Consider the following 16,830-nt stretch of genomic DNA (forward strand, 5'->3'; position numbering starts at 1 on the left):
CCGATATTTCCGTCTCTTTCTGGACTTCCCGTCCCCCTCGGTCCCCGGAGGCCCGCCTTGGACGCAACCGCCACCGTCACTCCCTTCTCGACGCTCATCCGCACCGCGTCGCACGAACAGCACACCGAGGCCGAGACCTCGACCTTCATGGGTGACCTGCTCGGCGGGCGGCTGGGAGTGGACGCGTACACGCGCTACACCGAGCAGCTGTGGTTCGTGTACCGGGCGCTGGAGGAGGGCTCGGAGGCCCTGCGGAACGACCCGGTCGCCGGGCCGTTCATACAGCCCGAGCTGATGCGCTCCACCGAACTGGAGCGCGACCTGGCGCATCTGCGCGGGGCGAACTGGCGCGAGGGCCTGGAGGCGCTGCCCGCCACCGCCGCATACGCGGACCGGGTCGCGGAGTGCGCACGCACCTGGCCCGCGGGATACATCGCCCACCACTACACGCGCTACCTCGGCGACCTCTCCGGCGGCCAGATCATCCGCGACAAGGCGGAGAAGACCTGGGGCTTCGAGCGCAAGGGCGACGGCGTGCGCTTCTACGTCTTCGAGGAGATCACCAACCCGGCCGCCTTCAAGCGGGGTTACCGCGAGCTGCTGGACGCGGTGAACGCGGACGACCTGGAGAAGCAGCGCATCGTCGAGGAGTGCAAGCGGGCCTTCGCACTGAACACCGCGGTCTTCCGCGAGCTGGGCGAGGTCTTCCCGCTCAGCGCTTAGACACCCCTTAGCAGCACGGGGTGAACGCAGGGCTGTGAGCGCACGGTTCCACCGAAGGTTTGGTGGAGCCGTGCGCTTTTCCCATTTCCGCTTTTCCCCTTTTTGCCGCCGGAAAAGGGAAATACCGCTCGCCATAAGGGGTTTGACGCCCCATCCACCTGCGGGTAGATTCCCGTGCCGTCTTCACTTCACTTTCACATGACATCCGGGCGGGGGGCCTTCTGATGCGTGGGTGCCATGCCTGAAAGAGAGAATTCCCGCCGCGGAGTCATGTCCGGCGACAGGAAATATCATCGTGCCCCGACTCCGCCCCCGTGCGGCTGTGACGAGCGGGCTGCTGGCAACAGCCCTCGTCTCAGGCACCTTTCTGGCTCCCGCGGCCCAGGCCGTGGTGGGAACCCCGTCCGCCGACAACGCCCACGCGTTCACCGCACGGCTGGACATAGGCGACGGCAAGCGCGCGTGCACCGCCACGCTGGTCGACCGTGACTGGCTGCTGACGGCGGCCAGTTGCTTCGCGGACAACCCGGCCGAGGCCCAGCAGCTCCTGCCGGGCGCGCCGAAGGACGCCACCACGGCGTACGTCGGCCGCACCGACAGCACCACCACCGCGGGCCAGGTCCGCACGGTGGTCCGGCTGGTGCCCCGCGGCGACCGGGACCTGGTGCTGGCCCGGCTGTCCAAGCCGGTCACCACCATCACCCCGGCCGCCCTCGCCACGACCGCGCCCGCCCCGGGCGAGACCCTCACCGGCACCGGCTTCGGCCGGACCGCCGACGAGTGGGCCCCGGTCAAGATGCACCAGGGCCGCTTCTCGGTCGACGGGTCGGACGCCACCACCGTGAACATCACCGGCGTGGACGGCGCCGCCGTGTGCGCCGGTGACACCGGCGGTCCGGTCTTCCGCGAGCAGGGCGGCAGTGCCACCCTCGTGGGCGTCAACAGCCGTTCCTGGCAGGGCGGCTGCTTCGGCACCCCGGCCGAGGAGACCCGTACCGGCGCGGTGGGCAGCCGCGTCGACGACCTCGACGGCTGGCTCTCCGAGACCGTGACGGCCGCCCCGTTCGTCGACTTCAACGGCGACGGCCACCGCGATGTCGCCATCGCCGACCCGAAGGCGACGGTGGGCACCGTGGCCGAGGCCGGCCTGGTCCGCGTCGTGTACGGCAACGGGGCGGGCGTGTCCGAGGTGATCCAGGGCGGTCCCGGCGTCAACGGCGGCCCCGAGGCGGGCGACGGATTCGGTACGGCGCTGGCCACGGTGGACTACAACGCCGACGGCTACACCGATCTGGTGGTCGGCGTGCCCAACGAGGACATCGGCAAGGTCGCCGACGCCGGGGCGGCGCAGATCGTCTACGGTTCGCCCGAGGGCCTGGGCAAGGGGCGCGGCGGGACCTGGTTCGAGCAGGGCAGCGGATCCGGAGCTCTTCTCGGCTCGGCCTCCGAGGCCAAGGACCACATGGGCTTCTCGATCGCCGCCGGGACCACCGCCGCGGGCGACCCGTACATCCTGATCGGCGTGCCCGGCGAGGACCTGGGCACCGTCGTGGACGCGGGCAGCGCGATCTACGTACGCGGTGACACCAACGTCGCGATCAACCAGGACAAGGAGAGCGTGGCGGGCGGTCCCGAGACCGGCGACCAGTTCGGCTACTCCGTCGCCGGTTCGCCGAACCACCTGGCCATCGGCATCCCGAACGAGGCCATCGGCACCGTCGCGAACACCGGCATGATCCAGATCCTGAAGCACGAGTTCAACGCCGAGAAGATCCCGACGCCGGTGAAGTCCATCAACCAGGACACCGCGGGCATCAGCGGCGCGGCCGAGGCGAACGACCTGTTCGGCAAGGCGCTGTCGGTGGCCTCCTACCGGCCCGAGGGAGCGGCCGCGGACGGCGACTCGATCATCGCCGTCGGTTCGCCGGGCGAGGGCATCGTGGTCGCGGGCGTGAACAGGACGAACGCCGGCCGGGTGGTCACCCTGCGCGTCACGGCGGGCGGCGCGGTCAGCGAACTCCAGGACATCCAGCAGGAGAAGGCGGACGTCACCGGGGGCTCCGAGACGGGCGACCGGTTCGGCGAGCAGGTCTCCGTCGTCAACACCTCGCCCAGGACCGTCGGTACGACCACGTCGATGCTGCTGGCCGTCGGCATCCCGGGCGAGAACGAGGGCACGGTCGTCGACTCCGGCGCCGTCCAGACGTTCTCGCTGCTGGGCGCCCCGGGCCTCACGGACCGCTGGATCTCCCCGGGCGGCGCGGCGGGGCTGCCCGGCGTCCCCGGCACCAACGAGCTGCTCGGCAGCAGCATCCACGCCACCGCCACGGATCTGTACATCGGCATGCCCAACGGGCCCGGCGCCCGTGGCGCCGCGCATCTGATGCCGTGGTCCAACGTCACCGGCGGCGCGGTCCAGGCCGTGACCAGCTACGAGCCGGGCAAGGGCGGCCTGCCGGCCGCCGGCAAGGCGTTCGGCGGCGCGATCCGCTAGAGCGCGACTGCACGGGCCGTCCGGGGCTCAGCCCCGGACGGCCATCAGGACGCGGCCCCCGACCTCCACCGTGCCGTCCGGCGCGGGTGCCGTGAGGATCTGGGAGCCGCGTCCCTGGGTGATGTTGAGGGCCCGGCCGAGGTGGGCGCTGAGCAGCAGGGCGGCCGCGCCGGTCGCCTCGTCCTCGACGATGCCGCCCTCCCCGCCGCGCCTCGGGAAGGCCCGCGCGCGCACCCGCCCGGCGGCCTCGTCCTCCCAGGCCCAGGCGTAGAGCCAGCCCTCGCCGGGCGGCGGTCCCGGCAGCGCCTCGACCTCGGCGGCGGTGGCGTACTGCTGGAGGGTGCGCGGCGGGACCCACTCCGGGCGGGCGGTGATCCAGGTGAACTCCCCGTCCTGGCGCGCGAACACGTCCCCGACCGTCAGTTCCAGGATCTCCAGGTCCAGCAGCCAGGCGGTGCCCACCAGCGGGTGCCCGGCGAACGGCAGCCGCAGCCCCGGGGTGTGGATGTCCACCCGCCCGCGCTCCGGGTCGTCGACGAACACGGTCTCGCTGAAGCCGAGTTGCCGGGCCAGCCGCTGCCGGGACGCCTCGTCGGGGTGGCCGCTTCCGTCGCGTACGACGCCGAGGGCGTTGCCGTGCCGGCCGTCGGGTCCGCAGAACACCCGCAGGACGTCGATGCCCCGGGGTACGTCGTAGTCGTTCACGGGGGCATTCAAGCACTGTGCGGCGCCGGGGCGGGAACCGAGCGGGTACGGCCGCGGGGCCGCACCGGCGAGCACTGCTGCTGCCGGTACGGCCCCGGGGGGACGTGCGGGTGGTGCGGGTGGGTCAGGCGGTGACGTTGCGGCGACGGCGGGCCGCGATCACGACACCGGCGCCGGCCGCCACGACGACACCGGAGGCGGCGATCAGGGCGCCGGTCGGGACGTCGGAGCCGGTGGAGGCCAGAGCGCCGGAGCCGCCGACCGAACCGCCGGTGGAGCCGCCGACCGTGCCGCCGCCGGTGGTGGAACCGCCGGCCGTGGAGCCGCCGGTGGAGCCCGAACCGCCGGTGGAGCCGGAGCCGCCGGTGGAGTCGCCCGGAAGCTGGGCGTCCTTGTCGATGGAGACCGCGACGTTCAGCGCGTCGAGCTCCTCGCCCTTCTTGTAGAAGCCGCCGAACGCCTTGGCACCGTCCGTGGTGAGCGTCGCCGGGACGTTCTTGAGGGTGACGATGCCGTCCTTGGCGGCGAGCGCGCCGGCGGGCACCTTCAGGTCGGCGAAGGACAGGGCGGCGTACTCGCTGACCTTGCCGGTCGCCTGGTCCTTGGCGGAGACGTCGGCGAGGAGCTTGCCGGAGGTGCCCTCGATGTCGACCTTCAGATTGCTGATCGACAGGTCGAGGACGTACGCGCCCTTGGTCTCGTGGCCGAGGAAGCGCACCTTGCCCTTGAACGCGGCGTCGAGGGTGTTCTTGTCGGCGTCGAGGAGGCCGGTGGCCTTGGTGAAGCGGTAGCCGCCGTCCTTGGCGGAGGCGCCGCCGCTCGTCTCGATCTTGCCGTGCGCGATGTTGCCGACGACGTAGGCGCGGAAGCTCTCCTTGACGCCCCAGTCGAGGGTGCCGTCGACGACCGGGCCGCTGACGGGCGCGGCGGTCTCGGAGGCGGTCGGGGTCGGCTTGCCGGTGGGCTCCTCGGTGGGGCCGGTCGGCTGGCCGGTCGGCTGCTCGGTGGGCTTGCCGGTCTGCGGGGGCGTCACCGGGGGCGTGGTCGGCGGCGTGGTCGGGGGCTCGGTCGGGGGCTTGGGGGCCTGCTTGACCGACAGGGTCACCGGGTCGAGGGCGGAGCCCTCCGCGTAGAAGCCGGCGAAGGCCTCGGCGCCGTCCGCGGTCAGGGTGGCCGGGATGTCGGCGAAGACCATCTCGCCGCCCGCGCCGCCGCCCGGCCTGACGTCGGTCATGTCGAGCGCGGCGATGGGGGCGTCGTCCTTGGTGACGACGGTGCCGTCCGTCTTCTTGCTGGTGAAGTCGGCGGTGATGGTGCCGGTCTCACGGCCCGTGCCGGCCTTGATGTCGCTCAGCTTGACGTCGAGCACGCCGTGGTGGCCCTCGAACCGGACGCTGCCCTTGAACGCGGTGTCCGAGGCGTGCGTCGCGGTGTCGTAGGCGCCCTTGCCGTCGGTGAAGGTGAACACCCCGTTGCCGTCGGCCTGCTGGGCGCCGTCGGCGACGGTGATCTCGCCCTGCGCGATGGGGCCGGCGATGTACTTGCGGAAGGACTCCTTGATGCCCCACTCCAGCTTGCCGTCCACCAGCTCCAGCTTCGGGGCCGCGGCGGGCGCGGCCGCCGGGGAAGAGGCGGCGATGGCCGGGAGGGCGAAGGCGGTGGCGCCGAGGGCGGCGACCGTGGCGACGGCCGCGGCGAGGGCTATGGGGCGGCGAGTTGCTGCCATGTCGGTGTGTCTCCTCAAGGGACAGGGGGTGGAAGCGAAGCGTGGGGGGAGGGGGTGATGATCCATAAGGCACGCATGGGGGTGCCGGGTCAGGAAGTCGGGGAGGAATCGGGGCCGGCGGAGGCGTCGGCGGCCGCGGGGGCCGGCTGCGCGCCTCGGCGGCGCAGGGCGAAGAACGCCGCTCCGGCCGCGACGAGCAGCAGCACTCCGCCGCCGATCGCGGCGTAGGTGCCGGTGCCGGGGCCCGAGTCGGAGGCGGCGGCGACCGGTTCGGCGGAGGGCTCGGCCGAGGCCTTCTTCGTGGGCTCGGCGGCGGCCGTCGGCTCGCTGCCGAGGTCGGGCAGCGCGGGCAGCTGGGCCTTCTCGTCGACGGCCACGGCGAGCGAGACCGGGTCCATCGCGGTGCCCGCCTTGTACATCGAGCCGAACGCCTCGGCCCCGTCGGCGGTGAGGGTGGCGGGGGCCTCGGTGAGGGTGGCGAGGCCCTCCTTCGGCGCGAAGTCCTCGGCGGCGAAGGTGACGATCGGGACGCCCTTGGTGGTCCTGCCCTCGCTGGTGACGTCGGCCGAGAGGGTGCCCTCGCCCTTGGTGACGGCGACGGTCACGGCGGCGAACTTCAGGTCGAGGTCGTGGGCGCCGGTGAAGCGGATGCTGCCGCTGAAGTCCGCGTCCAGCGTCTCCTTCTTGGCGTCGTACGTCCCCTTGCCCTGCGGGAAGCGGAACAGGGCCCCGCCGTCCTGGGCGCCGTCGGCGAGCGTCCACTTGCCCTGGCCGATGGAGCCGGTGACGTACTCGCGGAAGGTGCGGCGTACGCCCCAGTCGACGGCGGCGTCCTCGAAGCGGCCCGCCTTCCCCTTGTCCTTCTTCTCCGCCTTGTCCTTCTTCCCGTCCTCGTCCTTCTTCTCGTCCGGGGCGGAGGGCTTCGGCTCGGCCGCGCCCTTGGTGTCGACGGAGAGGCTGACCGGGTCGAGCGGGGTGCCCTCGGTGTAGTAGCCGGCGAAGGCGGAGGCGCCCTCGGCGGTCAGGGTGGTCGGGATGTTGGTGAGGGCGACGGGGGTGGAACCGCCCTTCATGTCGATCCCGCCGAGGCCGAGCCTGGCCAGCGGGACCTGGGAGCGGTTGGAGACCTTGCCGGTCCCCCGCTCCTTGCTGACCATGTCCGCGAAGAGCGTGCCGCTGCCGCCGTTGATCCGGACGGTGGGCCGACTGATCGTGAGGTCCAGCTCGTTGGTGCCGTCCGCCTTCGTGTGACCGGTGAAGTGCACCCCGCCGGAGAAGCCGGAGCTGAACGCCCCGGTGTCCGGGTCGTAGGAGCCGGTCGCCGAGTGGAAGCGGAACTGGCTGCCGCCGACGGTGGCCGCGCCACCGGTCAGGTTCCAACTGCCGTTGGCTATGGGCCCGGTGACGTAGCTCTGGAAGGAGGACTTGATGCCCCAGTCCAGGCGGCCGCCCTGCACCGTGCGGCTTGCCGCTTGCGCGGTGGCGGCGGGGAGCAGGGCTCCCAGCAGTACCGCGAGAAGCGCGACGGCGAGCGCGCGGGCCGATCTGGACGGCAGCATGAGAGACCCCTCCGAGGACTGGATACCTAGGTAAGGCTAACCTAAGGTATTCCCAGCCTGTGCCGGAACCCCTCCGCCACCTCCACCATCTCCACACATCCGAACCACCCACCGCACGCCGCGGAACGACAGGACGGTGCCCAGTGCGCATCTCGCAGGACTTCGCCCCGACGGGCCCGGACACCGGACGCACGGCCCGCCGTCGCCCGGCCCGGGGCAGGGCGGCCGCCGCCCTCACCGCCGCCGTGGCCTTCGCCCTGGTCCTGACCGGCTGCGGCGGAGGTGACGGTCCCGCGCCGAAGTCCGCGTCCGGCAAGAGCTCCGCCGACGCCGACCGGGTCGAGCCGCTGGCGGCCCCGCCCGCACCGAAGTTGCCGGTGACGGTCGACTCGGCGGACGGCACGAAGGTCACGATCGGCTCCACCGACCGGATCGTGCCGCTGACCGGATCGCTCAGCGAGATCGTCTTCACGCTCGGCTTCGGCAAGCAGGTCGTCGCCCGGGACATCACCGCCACCTTCGAACAGGCGGAAAGGCTCCCGGTGGTGACCCGGGCCCATGACGTCTCGGCGGAGAGCGTGCTCTCGCTGAAGCCGACGATCGTCCTCGCCGACACCACCACCGGGCCGAGCGAGGCGATCGACCAGATCCGTGACGCGGGCATCCCGCTGCTCGTCGTCGAGCCGGCCAAGGGGCTCGACGACGTCGGCCGCCGGATCGACACCGTCGCCGAGGCCCTGGGCGTACCGTCGGCCGGTACCGAGCTGAAGGAGCGCACCGAGAAGCGGATCGCCGACGTCCAGAAGTCCATCCCGGACCACGCCGACGGCAAGAAGCCCCGGGTCGCCTTCCTCTATCTGCGCGGTTCGGCCTCCGTCTATCTGCTGGGCGGCGCGGAGTCCGGGGCCAGTTCGCTGCTGGAGGCGGCGGGCGCGGTCGACGCCGGCAAGGAGTCGGGGCTGAGCAAGGACTTCACCGCCATCACCAGCGAGGCGCTCGCCAAGGCCGCGCCGGACGCGATCCTCCTGATGACCAAGGGGTTCGAGTCGGTCGGCGGCATGGACGGCCTGGTGAAGATCCCCGGTATCGCGGAGACCCCGGCCGGCATGGACCGCCGGGTCGTCACGGTCGACGACGGGGTGCTGCTCAACTACGGGCCGCGCACCGACCGGGTGCTCACCGAGATCGTCGAGCAGCTGTACGCGAAGGGCGGCAAGGGCCGGTGACCACCTCGTACGAGGAACGCACCGAGCCCGTGGGGAAGTCCACGGGCAAGGGCGCGAAAGGGCCGAAGGACGCGGAGGGCACGGCGGGCGCTGTGCCCAAGTCCCCTCGCAGCAGGGCGTTCGTCCTCACCGCCGTGCTCTCCCTCGCCCTGCTCGCCGGCTGTCTGCTGTCCGCCGCGATCGGCGCGTACAACATTCCGCTCGGTGACGTCCTGTCCTCCGTGCAGCACCGGATCGGGCTCGGCGGCCAGGCGTTGGACCGGGTCGGCGAGAGCGTCCTGTGGAACGTACGGCTCCCCCGGGTCGCCCTCGCGGTGCTCGTCGGCGCGTCGCTCGGCTGCGCGGGCGCCCTGATGCAGGGCGTGTTCGGCAATCCGCTGGCCGAGCCCGGTGTGATCGGGATCTCGGCGGGCGCGGCGGTCGGCGCGGTCGCCTCGATCGCGCTCGGCCTGACCTTCTTCGGCAACTGGACCATCACCGTCTTCGCGTTCGTCGCGGGCCTGGCCACCGTGCTGCTCGTCTACGCGCTGTCGCGCTCCGGCGGCCGGACCGAGGTGGTGACGCTGATCCTCACCGGTATCGCCGTCAACGCCTTCGCGGGCGCGCTGATCGGTCTGTTCATCTTCTTCGCGGACAACGCGCAGATCACCCAGATCACCTTCTGGCAGCTCGGTTCGCTCTCCCAGGCGACCTGGCCCAAGGTGCTGGCGGTGCTGCCGTGCGCGCTGGCCGGGCTCCTCATCGCCCCGTTCTACGCGCGCAAGCTGGACCTGCTGGCCCTCGGCGAGCGGCCCGCCCGGCACCTGGGCGTGGACGTGGAGCGGCTGCGGATCGTGCTGGTGCTGGTGGTGGCGCTGCTGACGGCCGCCGCGGTCGCCGTCGCGGGGATCATCTCCTTCGTCGGTCTGCTCGTCCCGCATCTGCTGCGGATGGCGAACGGCCCCGGCCACCGCTTCCTCGTCCCGGGCAGTGCGCTCGGCGGCGCCCTGATCCTGGTGGCGGGCGACCTCGCGGCCCGTACGGTCGCGGCCCCCGCCGAACTGCCGCTCGGGGTGCTGACCGCGCTCTTCGGCAGCCCGTTCTTCTTCTGGCTGCTGCGCAGGACCCGTCGTAAGCAAGGTGGTTGGGCATGAGGACGCTGAGAGACCTGTTCGCGGTACGTCCCCGGGAGCTGCCCTCGCCCGTCGCCGCCGGCTCCTGTGCCGTCGAGGCGGCCGGCCTGTCGGTCCGGCTCGGGCAGCGGCAGGTGCTGGACTCCGTCGATCTGACCGCGCACGCGGGCGAGGTGGTCGCCCTGGTCGGGCCGAACGGCGCGGGCAAGTCGACGCTGCTGGCGGCGCTGGCCGCCGATCTGGCCCCCGGGAGCGGTGAGGTGCGGATCGACGGCCGCCCGGCCGGCGCCTGGTCCGCGCCCGAACTGGCGCTGCGCCGCTCGGTGCTGCCGCAGTCCGCCGCGCTGTCCTTCCCGTTCCCGGTGGAGGACGTCGTACGGATGGGGCGGGCGCCCTGGGCCGGTACGGAGCGGGAGGACGAGGACGACGCGGCGGTGGCGGCGGCGATGGCGTCCACCGAGGTGACCCGGTTCGCGGGCCGGCCGTTCTCCGCGCTGTCGGGCGGCGAGAAGGCCCGGGTGGCGCTGGCCCGGGTGCTGGCGCAGCGGGCCCCGCTGATGCTGCTCGACGAGCCGACCGCCGCCCTGGACCTGCGCCACCAGGAGCTGGTGCTGCGGATCTGCCGGGAGCGGGCGGCCGCCGGGGACGCGGTGGTGGTCGTGCTGCACGATCTCGGCCTCGCCGCGGCGTACGCGGACCGGGCCGCCGTGCTGCACGACGGGCGGATCGCGGAACTGGGCGCGCCGGACGAGGTGTTCACCGGGGAACTGCTCGGCGAGGTCTACCGGCAGCCGGTGGAGGTCTTCCCCCATCCGCGTACGGGTACGCCGCTGATCGTGCCGGTACGCCGGAACTGACGCGGTTCGCGGGCTCGTCCGCGCTCAGGTCACGGTGTGGACGCTGTATCCGGTCCCCGCCCGCACGCCGTTCACCGCCCGGGTAGGGTTTCGACGGTCAGTGCGGGCGACGGATCAGAAGGCGCGGAAGCAGCGGATGACGAGACACCCTGGACTGGGTCGGCTGACGGCGGGGCTCGCGACGGCGACGGTGCTGTGCCTGACGGCGAGCGGCTGTGTGACGGTGCACGGGGAGCTCGAAGTGCTGCCCGGGGCGAAGAAGTCCGAGGCCGCGCAGGCGCTGAAGGACTTCACCGACGCCTACAACGCGGCGGACAAGGCGTTCGATCCGGCGCTGGACGCGGACCGGGTGACGGGTTCGCTCGGCGCGATCAACCAGGCGGGCCTGAAGGCCCGGCAGACGTACAACCCGGACGGCAACAAGGCGCACAAGCCGCTGGTGCTGGACGACGCGACCTACATCATCCCCAAGAAGGCGGGCTGGCCGCGCTGGTTCCTCGCGGACACCGACTCCAACCGCGACCAGGACGGCGGGAAGCTGGACACCCGCTGGCTGGTGGTGTTCGTACGGTCGGGCCCCGACGCGCTGTGGAAGGCGTCGTATCTCGCGGTCGTCCCGCCGTCCCAGGTACCGGAGTTCACCCTGGACGAGGACGGGCTCGCCACCCCGGTGGAGCCGCAGGACGAGGAGCTGGCCGTCGCCCCGGCGGATCTGAGCGCCTCCTACACCGCGTATCTGCGGGACGGCGAGCCCGATGTGTTCACGCCGGGCACGGCGACCTCGGGCTGGCGCGAGACGCGGCGGACCACCCGGCGGGCGGGGTTCACGTACCAGTACATCGACCAGCCGCTGACCGGGGCGGCGTTCGCGCCGCTCGGGCTGCGCACCGAGGACGGCGGGGCGCTGGTCTTCTTCAGCAGCAAGCACTTCGAGCGGCAGACCGCGGCGAAGGGGCTCAGGCCGGAGGTCAACCGGGATGTGAAGGCGCTGCTGACCGGCGAGGTGAACAGCAGCCTCACCAAGGAGCGGGTCTCCAGCCAGCTGGTGCACGTGCCGCCGCGCGCCGGGGCGGCCGGGGCCGGTTCCGGCGGGGGCTCCGGCGACAAGGTGCGGATGCTGAACCGGCTTCCGGGCCTGGTCGCGGCGAAGGGCGCCTAGCGGCGCCGTCCGCCCGAGCCGTCAGCGGCCCGGGCGGACGGCTCGCCGAAGGCGGGAGGCCGCTCGGCCCGGCTCAGCGGCTCAGCGGCCAGGCGATCGCGTCGTGGTCCAGCTCGCTCTGCTCGGCGCTGCCCGCATACCGTGCGCAGGCGTCGGTCAGCGTCTCCAGCAGGGTCAGCGGGTCGGGCAGCTCGTGCTCGGGGCCGCGCACCCAGTGGACGTCCAGCTCACCGGGAAGGCGGGCGGGCGGCAGGAGGACATAGCTGCCCCGGCAGTGCCAGCGCAGGCCCGGATGGGCGTCCATGGTCTCGGGATGGCAGTCCAGCTCGCAGGGCCACCACTCGTCCTCGTCCTCGGGGGTGCCGCGGGTGGCGGTGAAGAAGAGCATCCGGTCCTCGCCGGACTGGGCGACCGGGCCGACGTCGATGCCCGCTTCGAGCAGCCGCTCCAGGGCGCTGCGGCCGGCGGTGAGCGGGACGTCCAGCACGTCGTGGATCATGCCGGTCGCGGTGATGAAGTTGGCCTGTGGCTGACCGGCGGCCCAGCGCTCGATCTGGGCGCGGTCGGTGGTCGACTGCGTCTGCCAGGCGAAGGAGACGGGGTGCCGGGCGGGGGTGGGACAGCCGATGCGTTCGCACGAACATCGGTATCCGACGGGGTGGGCGGCGGGGGCGATGGGCATACCCGCGTCGGCGACCGCCAGGAGCAGCTCCACTCTGGCCGACTCCTCGGCTTCGGCCCCCGGTGATTTGGGACGTCGCCGCAGCCACTGGGAGATCCTGCTCTCTGTGCCGCGGAAACGGCCGGAATCGGCGCCCATCTATCCCCTCACCTCAGCAGTTCACCTCAGCGTTGCCTGTCCATGGTCGCACCATCCTGCGGTTCGGGTGGCCAGAGTTCACCAGCGAGGCCGTGTACCACTGCACCGAGTGAGCACCATCACGCCCGATGTCGCCACATACCGGATATCGATCATCGCCGGGTCAGGGCCGTGGGGTGAGGCCGCCGAGGGTGTAGTCGACGATCGCGTCGGCGTACGCGTGGGTGAGCGGCTGCGTCCGGAGCAGCCAGCGGTGCATCAGCGGGCCGATCAGCAGCTCCAGGGCGATCCGGGGATCGGCGTCGGCGCGGACGTCTCCGGCCTCCTGGGCGGCCCGCAGCCGTGTGACGTACAACGCGAGCTGCGGTTCGAGCAGCTTCTCGACGAATTCGGCACCCAGCTTCGCGTCCACGATGCCCTCGGCGGTCAGCGCGCGGGTGGGGACCGCCAGCGCCGGGTCGTTCAGCTCGTCGACGGTGGCCCGCAGGACGAGCTTGAGGTCGGCGGCGAGATCGCCGGTGTCGGGGATGCCCTGCGCGGCCTCGCCGGACTCCGGACCGGCCTCATCGGCGGCCCGGCCCGCCAGGTCCAGGAAGGCTTCCATCAGCACGGCGGCCTTGGAGGGCCACCAGCGGTAGATGGTCTGCTTGCCGACCCCCGCACGGGCGGCGATACCCTCGATCGTCGTGCGCCGGTAGCCCACCTCGCCGACGAGGGCGAGGGCGGCGTCGTGGATCGCGCGGCGGGAGCGGTCGCTGCGGCGGCTGGAGTCGGGTGCCTTGGTGGGTGCCATACGGCCAATCTAGCGCCGGGCGAGCCGATACGTATCGTCTTGGTCCCGGTACGCGGCGCCCCGGCGCCGGCCGTACCGCCGCGTGCCGTCCCGTACCGCCGCGTGCCGTCCCGGTGCCGTCGAGCGGCGTCCCGGTGTCCGTGACCGGGCGGTCCGGTGAACCACCCGATCGGTTCACTGCGGATCCGGCGCGCACGGCGCACCATGGGCTCACGCACAGACCGTGCGCATCCCACCGTTCCGCGGCCACCGCCGCCGATCGCGAGGAGCCCGAGTTGAACCGTGACGCCACCCCTCGTCGCTACCTGATGTGCGCGCCGACGCACTTCCGGGTCACCTACTCCATCAACCCGTGGATGGACCCGTCCAAACCCGTCGACCTGCCGCTGGCCCAGACCCAGTGGGAGGACCTGCGCGACCGCTACCGCGCCCTCGGCCACACCGTGGAGCTGCTCACGCCCCGCCCGGATCTGCCGGACATGGTCTTCGCCGCCAACGGCGCCACGGTGATCGACGGCCGGGTGCTCGGCGCGCTGTTCGCGTACCGGGAGCGGTTCGAGGAGGCCGGGGCGCACCGGGACTGGTTCCGGGAGCACGGCTTCGCCGAGGTCCATGAGCCGGAGCACGTCAACGAGGGCGAGGGGGACTTCGCCGTCACCGCCTCGTATCTGCTGGCCGGGCGCGGCTTCCGCTCCAGCCCGCTGTCGCACATGGAGGCCCAGGAGTTCTTCGGGGTGCCGGTCATCGGCCTCGATCTGGTGGATCCGCGCTACTACCACCTGGACACCGCGCTCTGTGTGCTGGACGCGGCGGCCGACGAGATCATGTACTACCCGGACGCCTTCTCCCCCGCCAGCCGGGCGGTGCTGCGCCGGCTGTTCCCGGACGCGCTGCTCGCCCGGGAGGCGGACGCGGCGGCGTTCGGCCTCAACTCGGTGAGCGACGGGCGGCACGTGCTGCTGCCGCAGGGCGCGACGGGGCTGCTGGACCCGCTGCGGGACCGGGGCTTCGAGCCGATTCCGATGGATCTGGGCGAGCTGCTCAAGGGCGGCGGCAGCGTGAAGTGCTGCACCCAGGAGCTGCGCGGCTAGGCACCGTCACGCGGTCAGCCGGTGCTCTCCGGCGGCCAGGGGTCGCCCCAGGCGATGTTCCTGGCCGCCCGGTAGAGCTCGCCGTGCCGCTTGGTGACCGTGGAGCGGGCCAGGCCCTCCTCGCGGGTGCACAGCTCGAGCAGCACCTGGCCCTTGCGGATCTGCGGCCTGCGGGTGATCCGGGCGGCCGCCGGGGCGGTGGGGAAGCGGGTGGCGACGACGTAGCTGAACTTCTCGTCCTCGTGGCTGAGCGAGCCGCCCTTGACCTGCCGGTGCAGCGAGGAGCGGCTGACCCGGGCCGAGAAGTGGCACCAGTCGGAGCCGGGGGCGATCGGGCAGGCGTCGCTGTGCGGGCAGGGGGCCGCGATGCTCAGCCCGGCGGCGATCAGCCGGTCGCGGGCCTCGATGATCCGGGCGTATCCGTCGGGGGTGCCGGGCTCCACGATCACCACGGCCTGCCCGGCGGCCGCCGCCGCGTCGACCAGCTCGGTCCTGGCGGCGGCCGTCAGCTCCTTGAGGACGTAGCTGACGGTGATCAGGTCGGCCGGGGCCAGCTCCAGGGCCGCGCCGATCCGGGCCTGCTCCCAGCGCACGTCGCGGAGCGCCGGCACTCCGGAGGCCTCGGCCAGTTCGCGGCCGAGCGCGAGGGCGGGTTCGGCCCAGTCCAGGACGGTGGTGGCCGGGCCCTCCCAGGCCCCGGCGACCGCCCAGCTCGCCGCGCCCGTGCCGCCGCCGACGTCGGTGTGGGTGGCGGGCGTCCAGCCGGGCGCGGCCTCGACGAGGGCGTCGAGGGCGGACCGTACGGCTTCGAAGGTGGCGGGCATGCGGTACCCGGCGTACGCGACGACGTCGGAGCGGTCGCGCAGGATCGGGGCGTTCGTCGGGGTCTCCCCGCGGTAGCTGGCGATCAGCCGGTCGACGGCCTGCGTGGCCTGCTTGGGCGGCAGTCCGTCGAGCAGCCCGGCCAGCGCCGCGCGCAGGGACTGTGCGGTGGGGAGGGTGACGTTCACCGCCGAATTGTAGGCGGAGGCGACCCGGCGGACGCATTCCGCTTCACCGCCGCCCCCGGGGGTACGGGAGACCACGCGGTCCGAGCGGCGGGCCCGCACCGCGGTTCCAGGTAACCGGTACGGAACAGGATTCCGCCGAACTCCACACGGCCGGAAGCCTGTTGCTACGCTGGCCCGCGCGTGGACGGCAGGAGATCACGATGGTCCGGCGGGGAGCCATGAGACAGAAGATCGTGCGGCTGACCCTGGTCGGCGGGGTGGTTTTTCTCGCCCTGCTCCTGCTGCTGGCCACCTGCGGTGGCAGCCCCGACCGCGGCGGGAAGGACGACGCGGCCTCCGGGGCGGCGAAGCCGGTGCTGCCGAGCGCGGGTCCGGTGACCCGGCTGACGGTTCCGCCGCAGTACACGACGGACCGGGGCTGGGAGATCATCGGCTCCTCCCCCGACGTCACCGTCTCCCACGCGACGGGTCTGCTGGCCTATCTGGAGCGGGCCGACGGGAACCGCTACCGGCTGCGCACGGTCGACACGGCCACCGGCGAGCTGGGCTGGAAGAGCCGGGCCTGGCGGCCGCCGGACCCGCTGCACTACCCGAAGCTCGCCACGGTGACCAAGGGCGACCGGCAGTTCTTCGTGACCTGGTCCTACGGGAAGGTCGGCGACGGGCTGTCCCCGTCGAGCACCTTCCTCGCGCTCGATCTGTACGACGTCACCAACGGGAAGCGGCAGCGCGTCGAGGTGCCGTGGTCCGGGGCCCCGGACGTCAGCACGACCGGGCCGGACATCGTGATCAGCGACGCGAAGGCGAACAGCACGCTGGTCGACCCGGTCACCGGCGAGGTATCCGAACTGGGCGCGGCGGAGCTGAAGTACCCCAAGGGCTGCACGGCCTGCAAGCAGCTCACCGAGGTGCACGGCCAGACGGCCGGGGGCCTGCTGCTGGGCGGGGCCCGGGAGTTCTGGGTGCGCGGCGGCTGGTTCAGCCGGAAGGTGGCGCCCAAGGGCACCGAGCGGGACAGCGGTGTGGTGACGTCGGTGACCACGGACCAGGTGCTGGCGAAGTGGGCGCCCGCGAAGAAGACCAAGCGGGCGGCGACCCATGAGCTGTGGGCGGTGCACGACGCGGCCACCGGCGAGGTGCTCGCCTCGGTGGAGTGCCACCGGCCCGCCATAAAGCCGGGGCGCTATCCGCAGGCGGTCCTCTCGCCCTCGGGCGAGTATCTGATCGCCGGGAACCTGGCGTTCGATCTGGAGGCCAAGCAGGGCCGCTGCTTCGAGGACGAGGGCGGCACCGCCCATCTGACCCTGGCCACGGTGACGGACGACGGCATCGCGTACGGGGCGGAGAACGCGCGCGACGCCTCGGAGGCGCTGAGCGGCGGCGGGCTCCCGGTCACGATGGACTTCGCGACCTGGAGCACCGAGCGGCTGTCGCGCAACGCCCGGCTGCCGGGGACGGAGACGACGGGGGTCGGGGTGTTCCGCTGGACGGACCGGCAGGACCGCACGCATCTGATCGGCTACCCGCGCACCGGCTGAGCCGTCCCCGGCCCGCT

13 protein-coding genes and 1 pseudogene are annotated in these 16,830 nt (G+C 72.7%); 8 read left to right on the top strand and 6 right to left on the bottom strand.

Annotated elements, in window-relative coordinates:
• The first annotated feature begins 57 nt into the window (after positions 1-57).
• The gene (locus KV381_RS09230) at positions 58-723 is read left to right on the top strand and encodes a heme oxygenase (biliverdin-producing) (RefSeq protein ID WP_218785040.1); all 666 of its coding nucleotides are present in this window, start codon (positions 58-60) and stop codon (positions 721-723) included.
• Positions 724-1,015: 292 nt separating this feature from the next.
• The gene (locus KV381_RS09235) at positions 1,016-3,217 is read left to right on the top strand and encodes a trypsin-like serine protease (protein ID WP_373461200.1); all 2,202 of its coding nucleotides are present in this window, start codon (positions 1,016-1,018) and stop codon (positions 3,215-3,217) included.
• 27 nt (positions 3,218-3,244) lie between these two features.
• Here the strand turns inward: KV381_RS09235 and KV381_RS09240 are convergent, their stop codons facing one another.
• From KV381_RS09240 to KV381_RS09250, 3 genes are all read right to left on the bottom strand, one after another.
• Complete coding sequence (locus KV381_RS09240; RefSeq protein ID WP_030622468.1) at positions 3,245-3,922, bottom strand: PhzF family phenazine biosynthesis protein; 678 nt, start codon at positions 3,920-3,922, stop codon at positions 3,245-3,247.
• A 124-nt stretch (positions 3,923-4,046) separates the two neighbouring features.
• On the bottom strand, positions 4,047-5,648 hold the full coding sequence (locus KV381_RS09245) for an HtaA domain-containing protein (protein ID WP_218785041.1): 1,602 nt from the start codon (positions 5,646-5,648) through the stop codon (positions 4,047-4,049).
• An 89-nt stretch (positions 5,649-5,737) separates the two neighbouring features.
• Positions 5,738-7,207 (bottom strand): HtaA domain-containing protein, encoded by a 1,470-nt coding sequence (locus tag KV381_RS09250; RefSeq protein WP_030080913.1) that lies wholly within the window; start codon positions 7,205-7,207, stop codon positions 5,738-5,740.
• A 143-nt stretch (positions 7,208-7,350) separates the two neighbouring features.
• On the opposite strand from KV381_RS09250, the gene KV381_RS09255 reads away from it, so the two are divergent.
• The 4 genes from KV381_RS09255 (at position 7,351) to KV381_RS09270 (ending at position 11,561) form a co-directional block, all read left to right on the top strand.
• A complete protein-coding gene (locus KV381_RS09255; protein ID WP_030080915.1) occupies positions 7,351-8,433 on the top strand; it encodes a hemin ABC transporter substrate-binding protein in 1,083 nt (360 codons plus the stop codon).
• Entirely contained in the window at positions 8,430-9,566 is a 1,137-nt protein-coding gene (locus KV381_RS09260) for an iron ABC transporter permease (RefSeq protein WP_181007923.1), read from the top strand. Before KV381_RS09255 ends, KV381_RS09260 begins: the two co-directional genes overlap by 4 nt.
• On the top strand, positions 9,563-10,402 hold the full coding sequence (locus KV381_RS09265; protein WP_030080919.1) for a heme ABC transporter ATP-binding protein: 840 nt from the start codon (positions 9,563-9,565) through the stop codon (positions 10,400-10,402). Before KV381_RS09260 ends, KV381_RS09265 begins: the two co-directional genes overlap by 4 nt.
• Positions 10,403-10,538: 136 nt before the next feature.
• Entirely contained in the window at positions 10,539-11,561 is a 1,023-nt protein-coding gene (locus KV381_RS09270; protein WP_103538163.1) for a hypothetical protein, read from the top strand.
• 73 nt (positions 11,562-11,634) lie between these two features.
• Here KV381_RS09270 and KV381_RS09275 read toward each other — a convergent pair whose 3' ends face one another.
• Together KV381_RS09275 and KV381_RS09280 are read right to left on the bottom strand one after the other, a co-directional pair.
• A complete protein-coding gene (locus KV381_RS09275; protein WP_030622456.1) occupies positions 11,635-12,381 on the bottom strand; it encodes a bifunctional DNA primase/polymerase in 747 nt (248 codons plus the stop codon).
• 163 nt (positions 12,382-12,544) lie between these two features.
• A complete protein-coding gene (locus KV381_RS09280) occupies positions 12,545-13,174 on the bottom strand; it encodes a TetR/AcrR family transcriptional regulator (RefSeq protein ID WP_030080925.1) in 630 nt (209 codons plus the stop codon).
• Positions 13,175-13,428: 254 nt separating this feature from the next.
• On the opposite strand from KV381_RS09280, the pseudogene ddaH reads away from it, so the two are divergent.
• A pseudogene (gene ddaH, locus KV381_RS09285) lies at positions 13,429-14,265 on the top strand (dimethylargininase); the annotation flags it as partial.
• Between the two features lie 14 nt (positions 14,266-14,279).
• Here ddaH and KV381_RS09290 read toward each other — a convergent pair.
• Complete coding sequence (locus KV381_RS09290) at positions 14,280-15,275, bottom strand: small ribosomal subunit Rsm22 family protein (protein WP_218785042.1); 996 nt, start codon at positions 15,273-15,275, stop codon at positions 14,280-14,282.
• Positions 15,276-15,493: 218 nt separating this feature from the next.
• On the opposite strand from KV381_RS09290, the gene KV381_RS09295 reads away from it, so the two are divergent.
• Complete coding sequence (locus KV381_RS09295) at positions 15,494-16,813, top strand: hypothetical protein (protein WP_030080931.1); 1,320 nt, start codon at positions 15,494-15,496, stop codon at positions 16,811-16,813.
• Positions 16,814-16,830 lie beyond the last annotated feature (17 nt).

Source organism: Streptomyces sp. WY228 (genome assembly GCF_019287315.1).
Taxonomy (GTDB): domain Bacteria; phylum Actinomycetota; class Actinomycetes; order Streptomycetales; family Streptomycetaceae; genus Streptomyces; species Streptomyces caviscabies.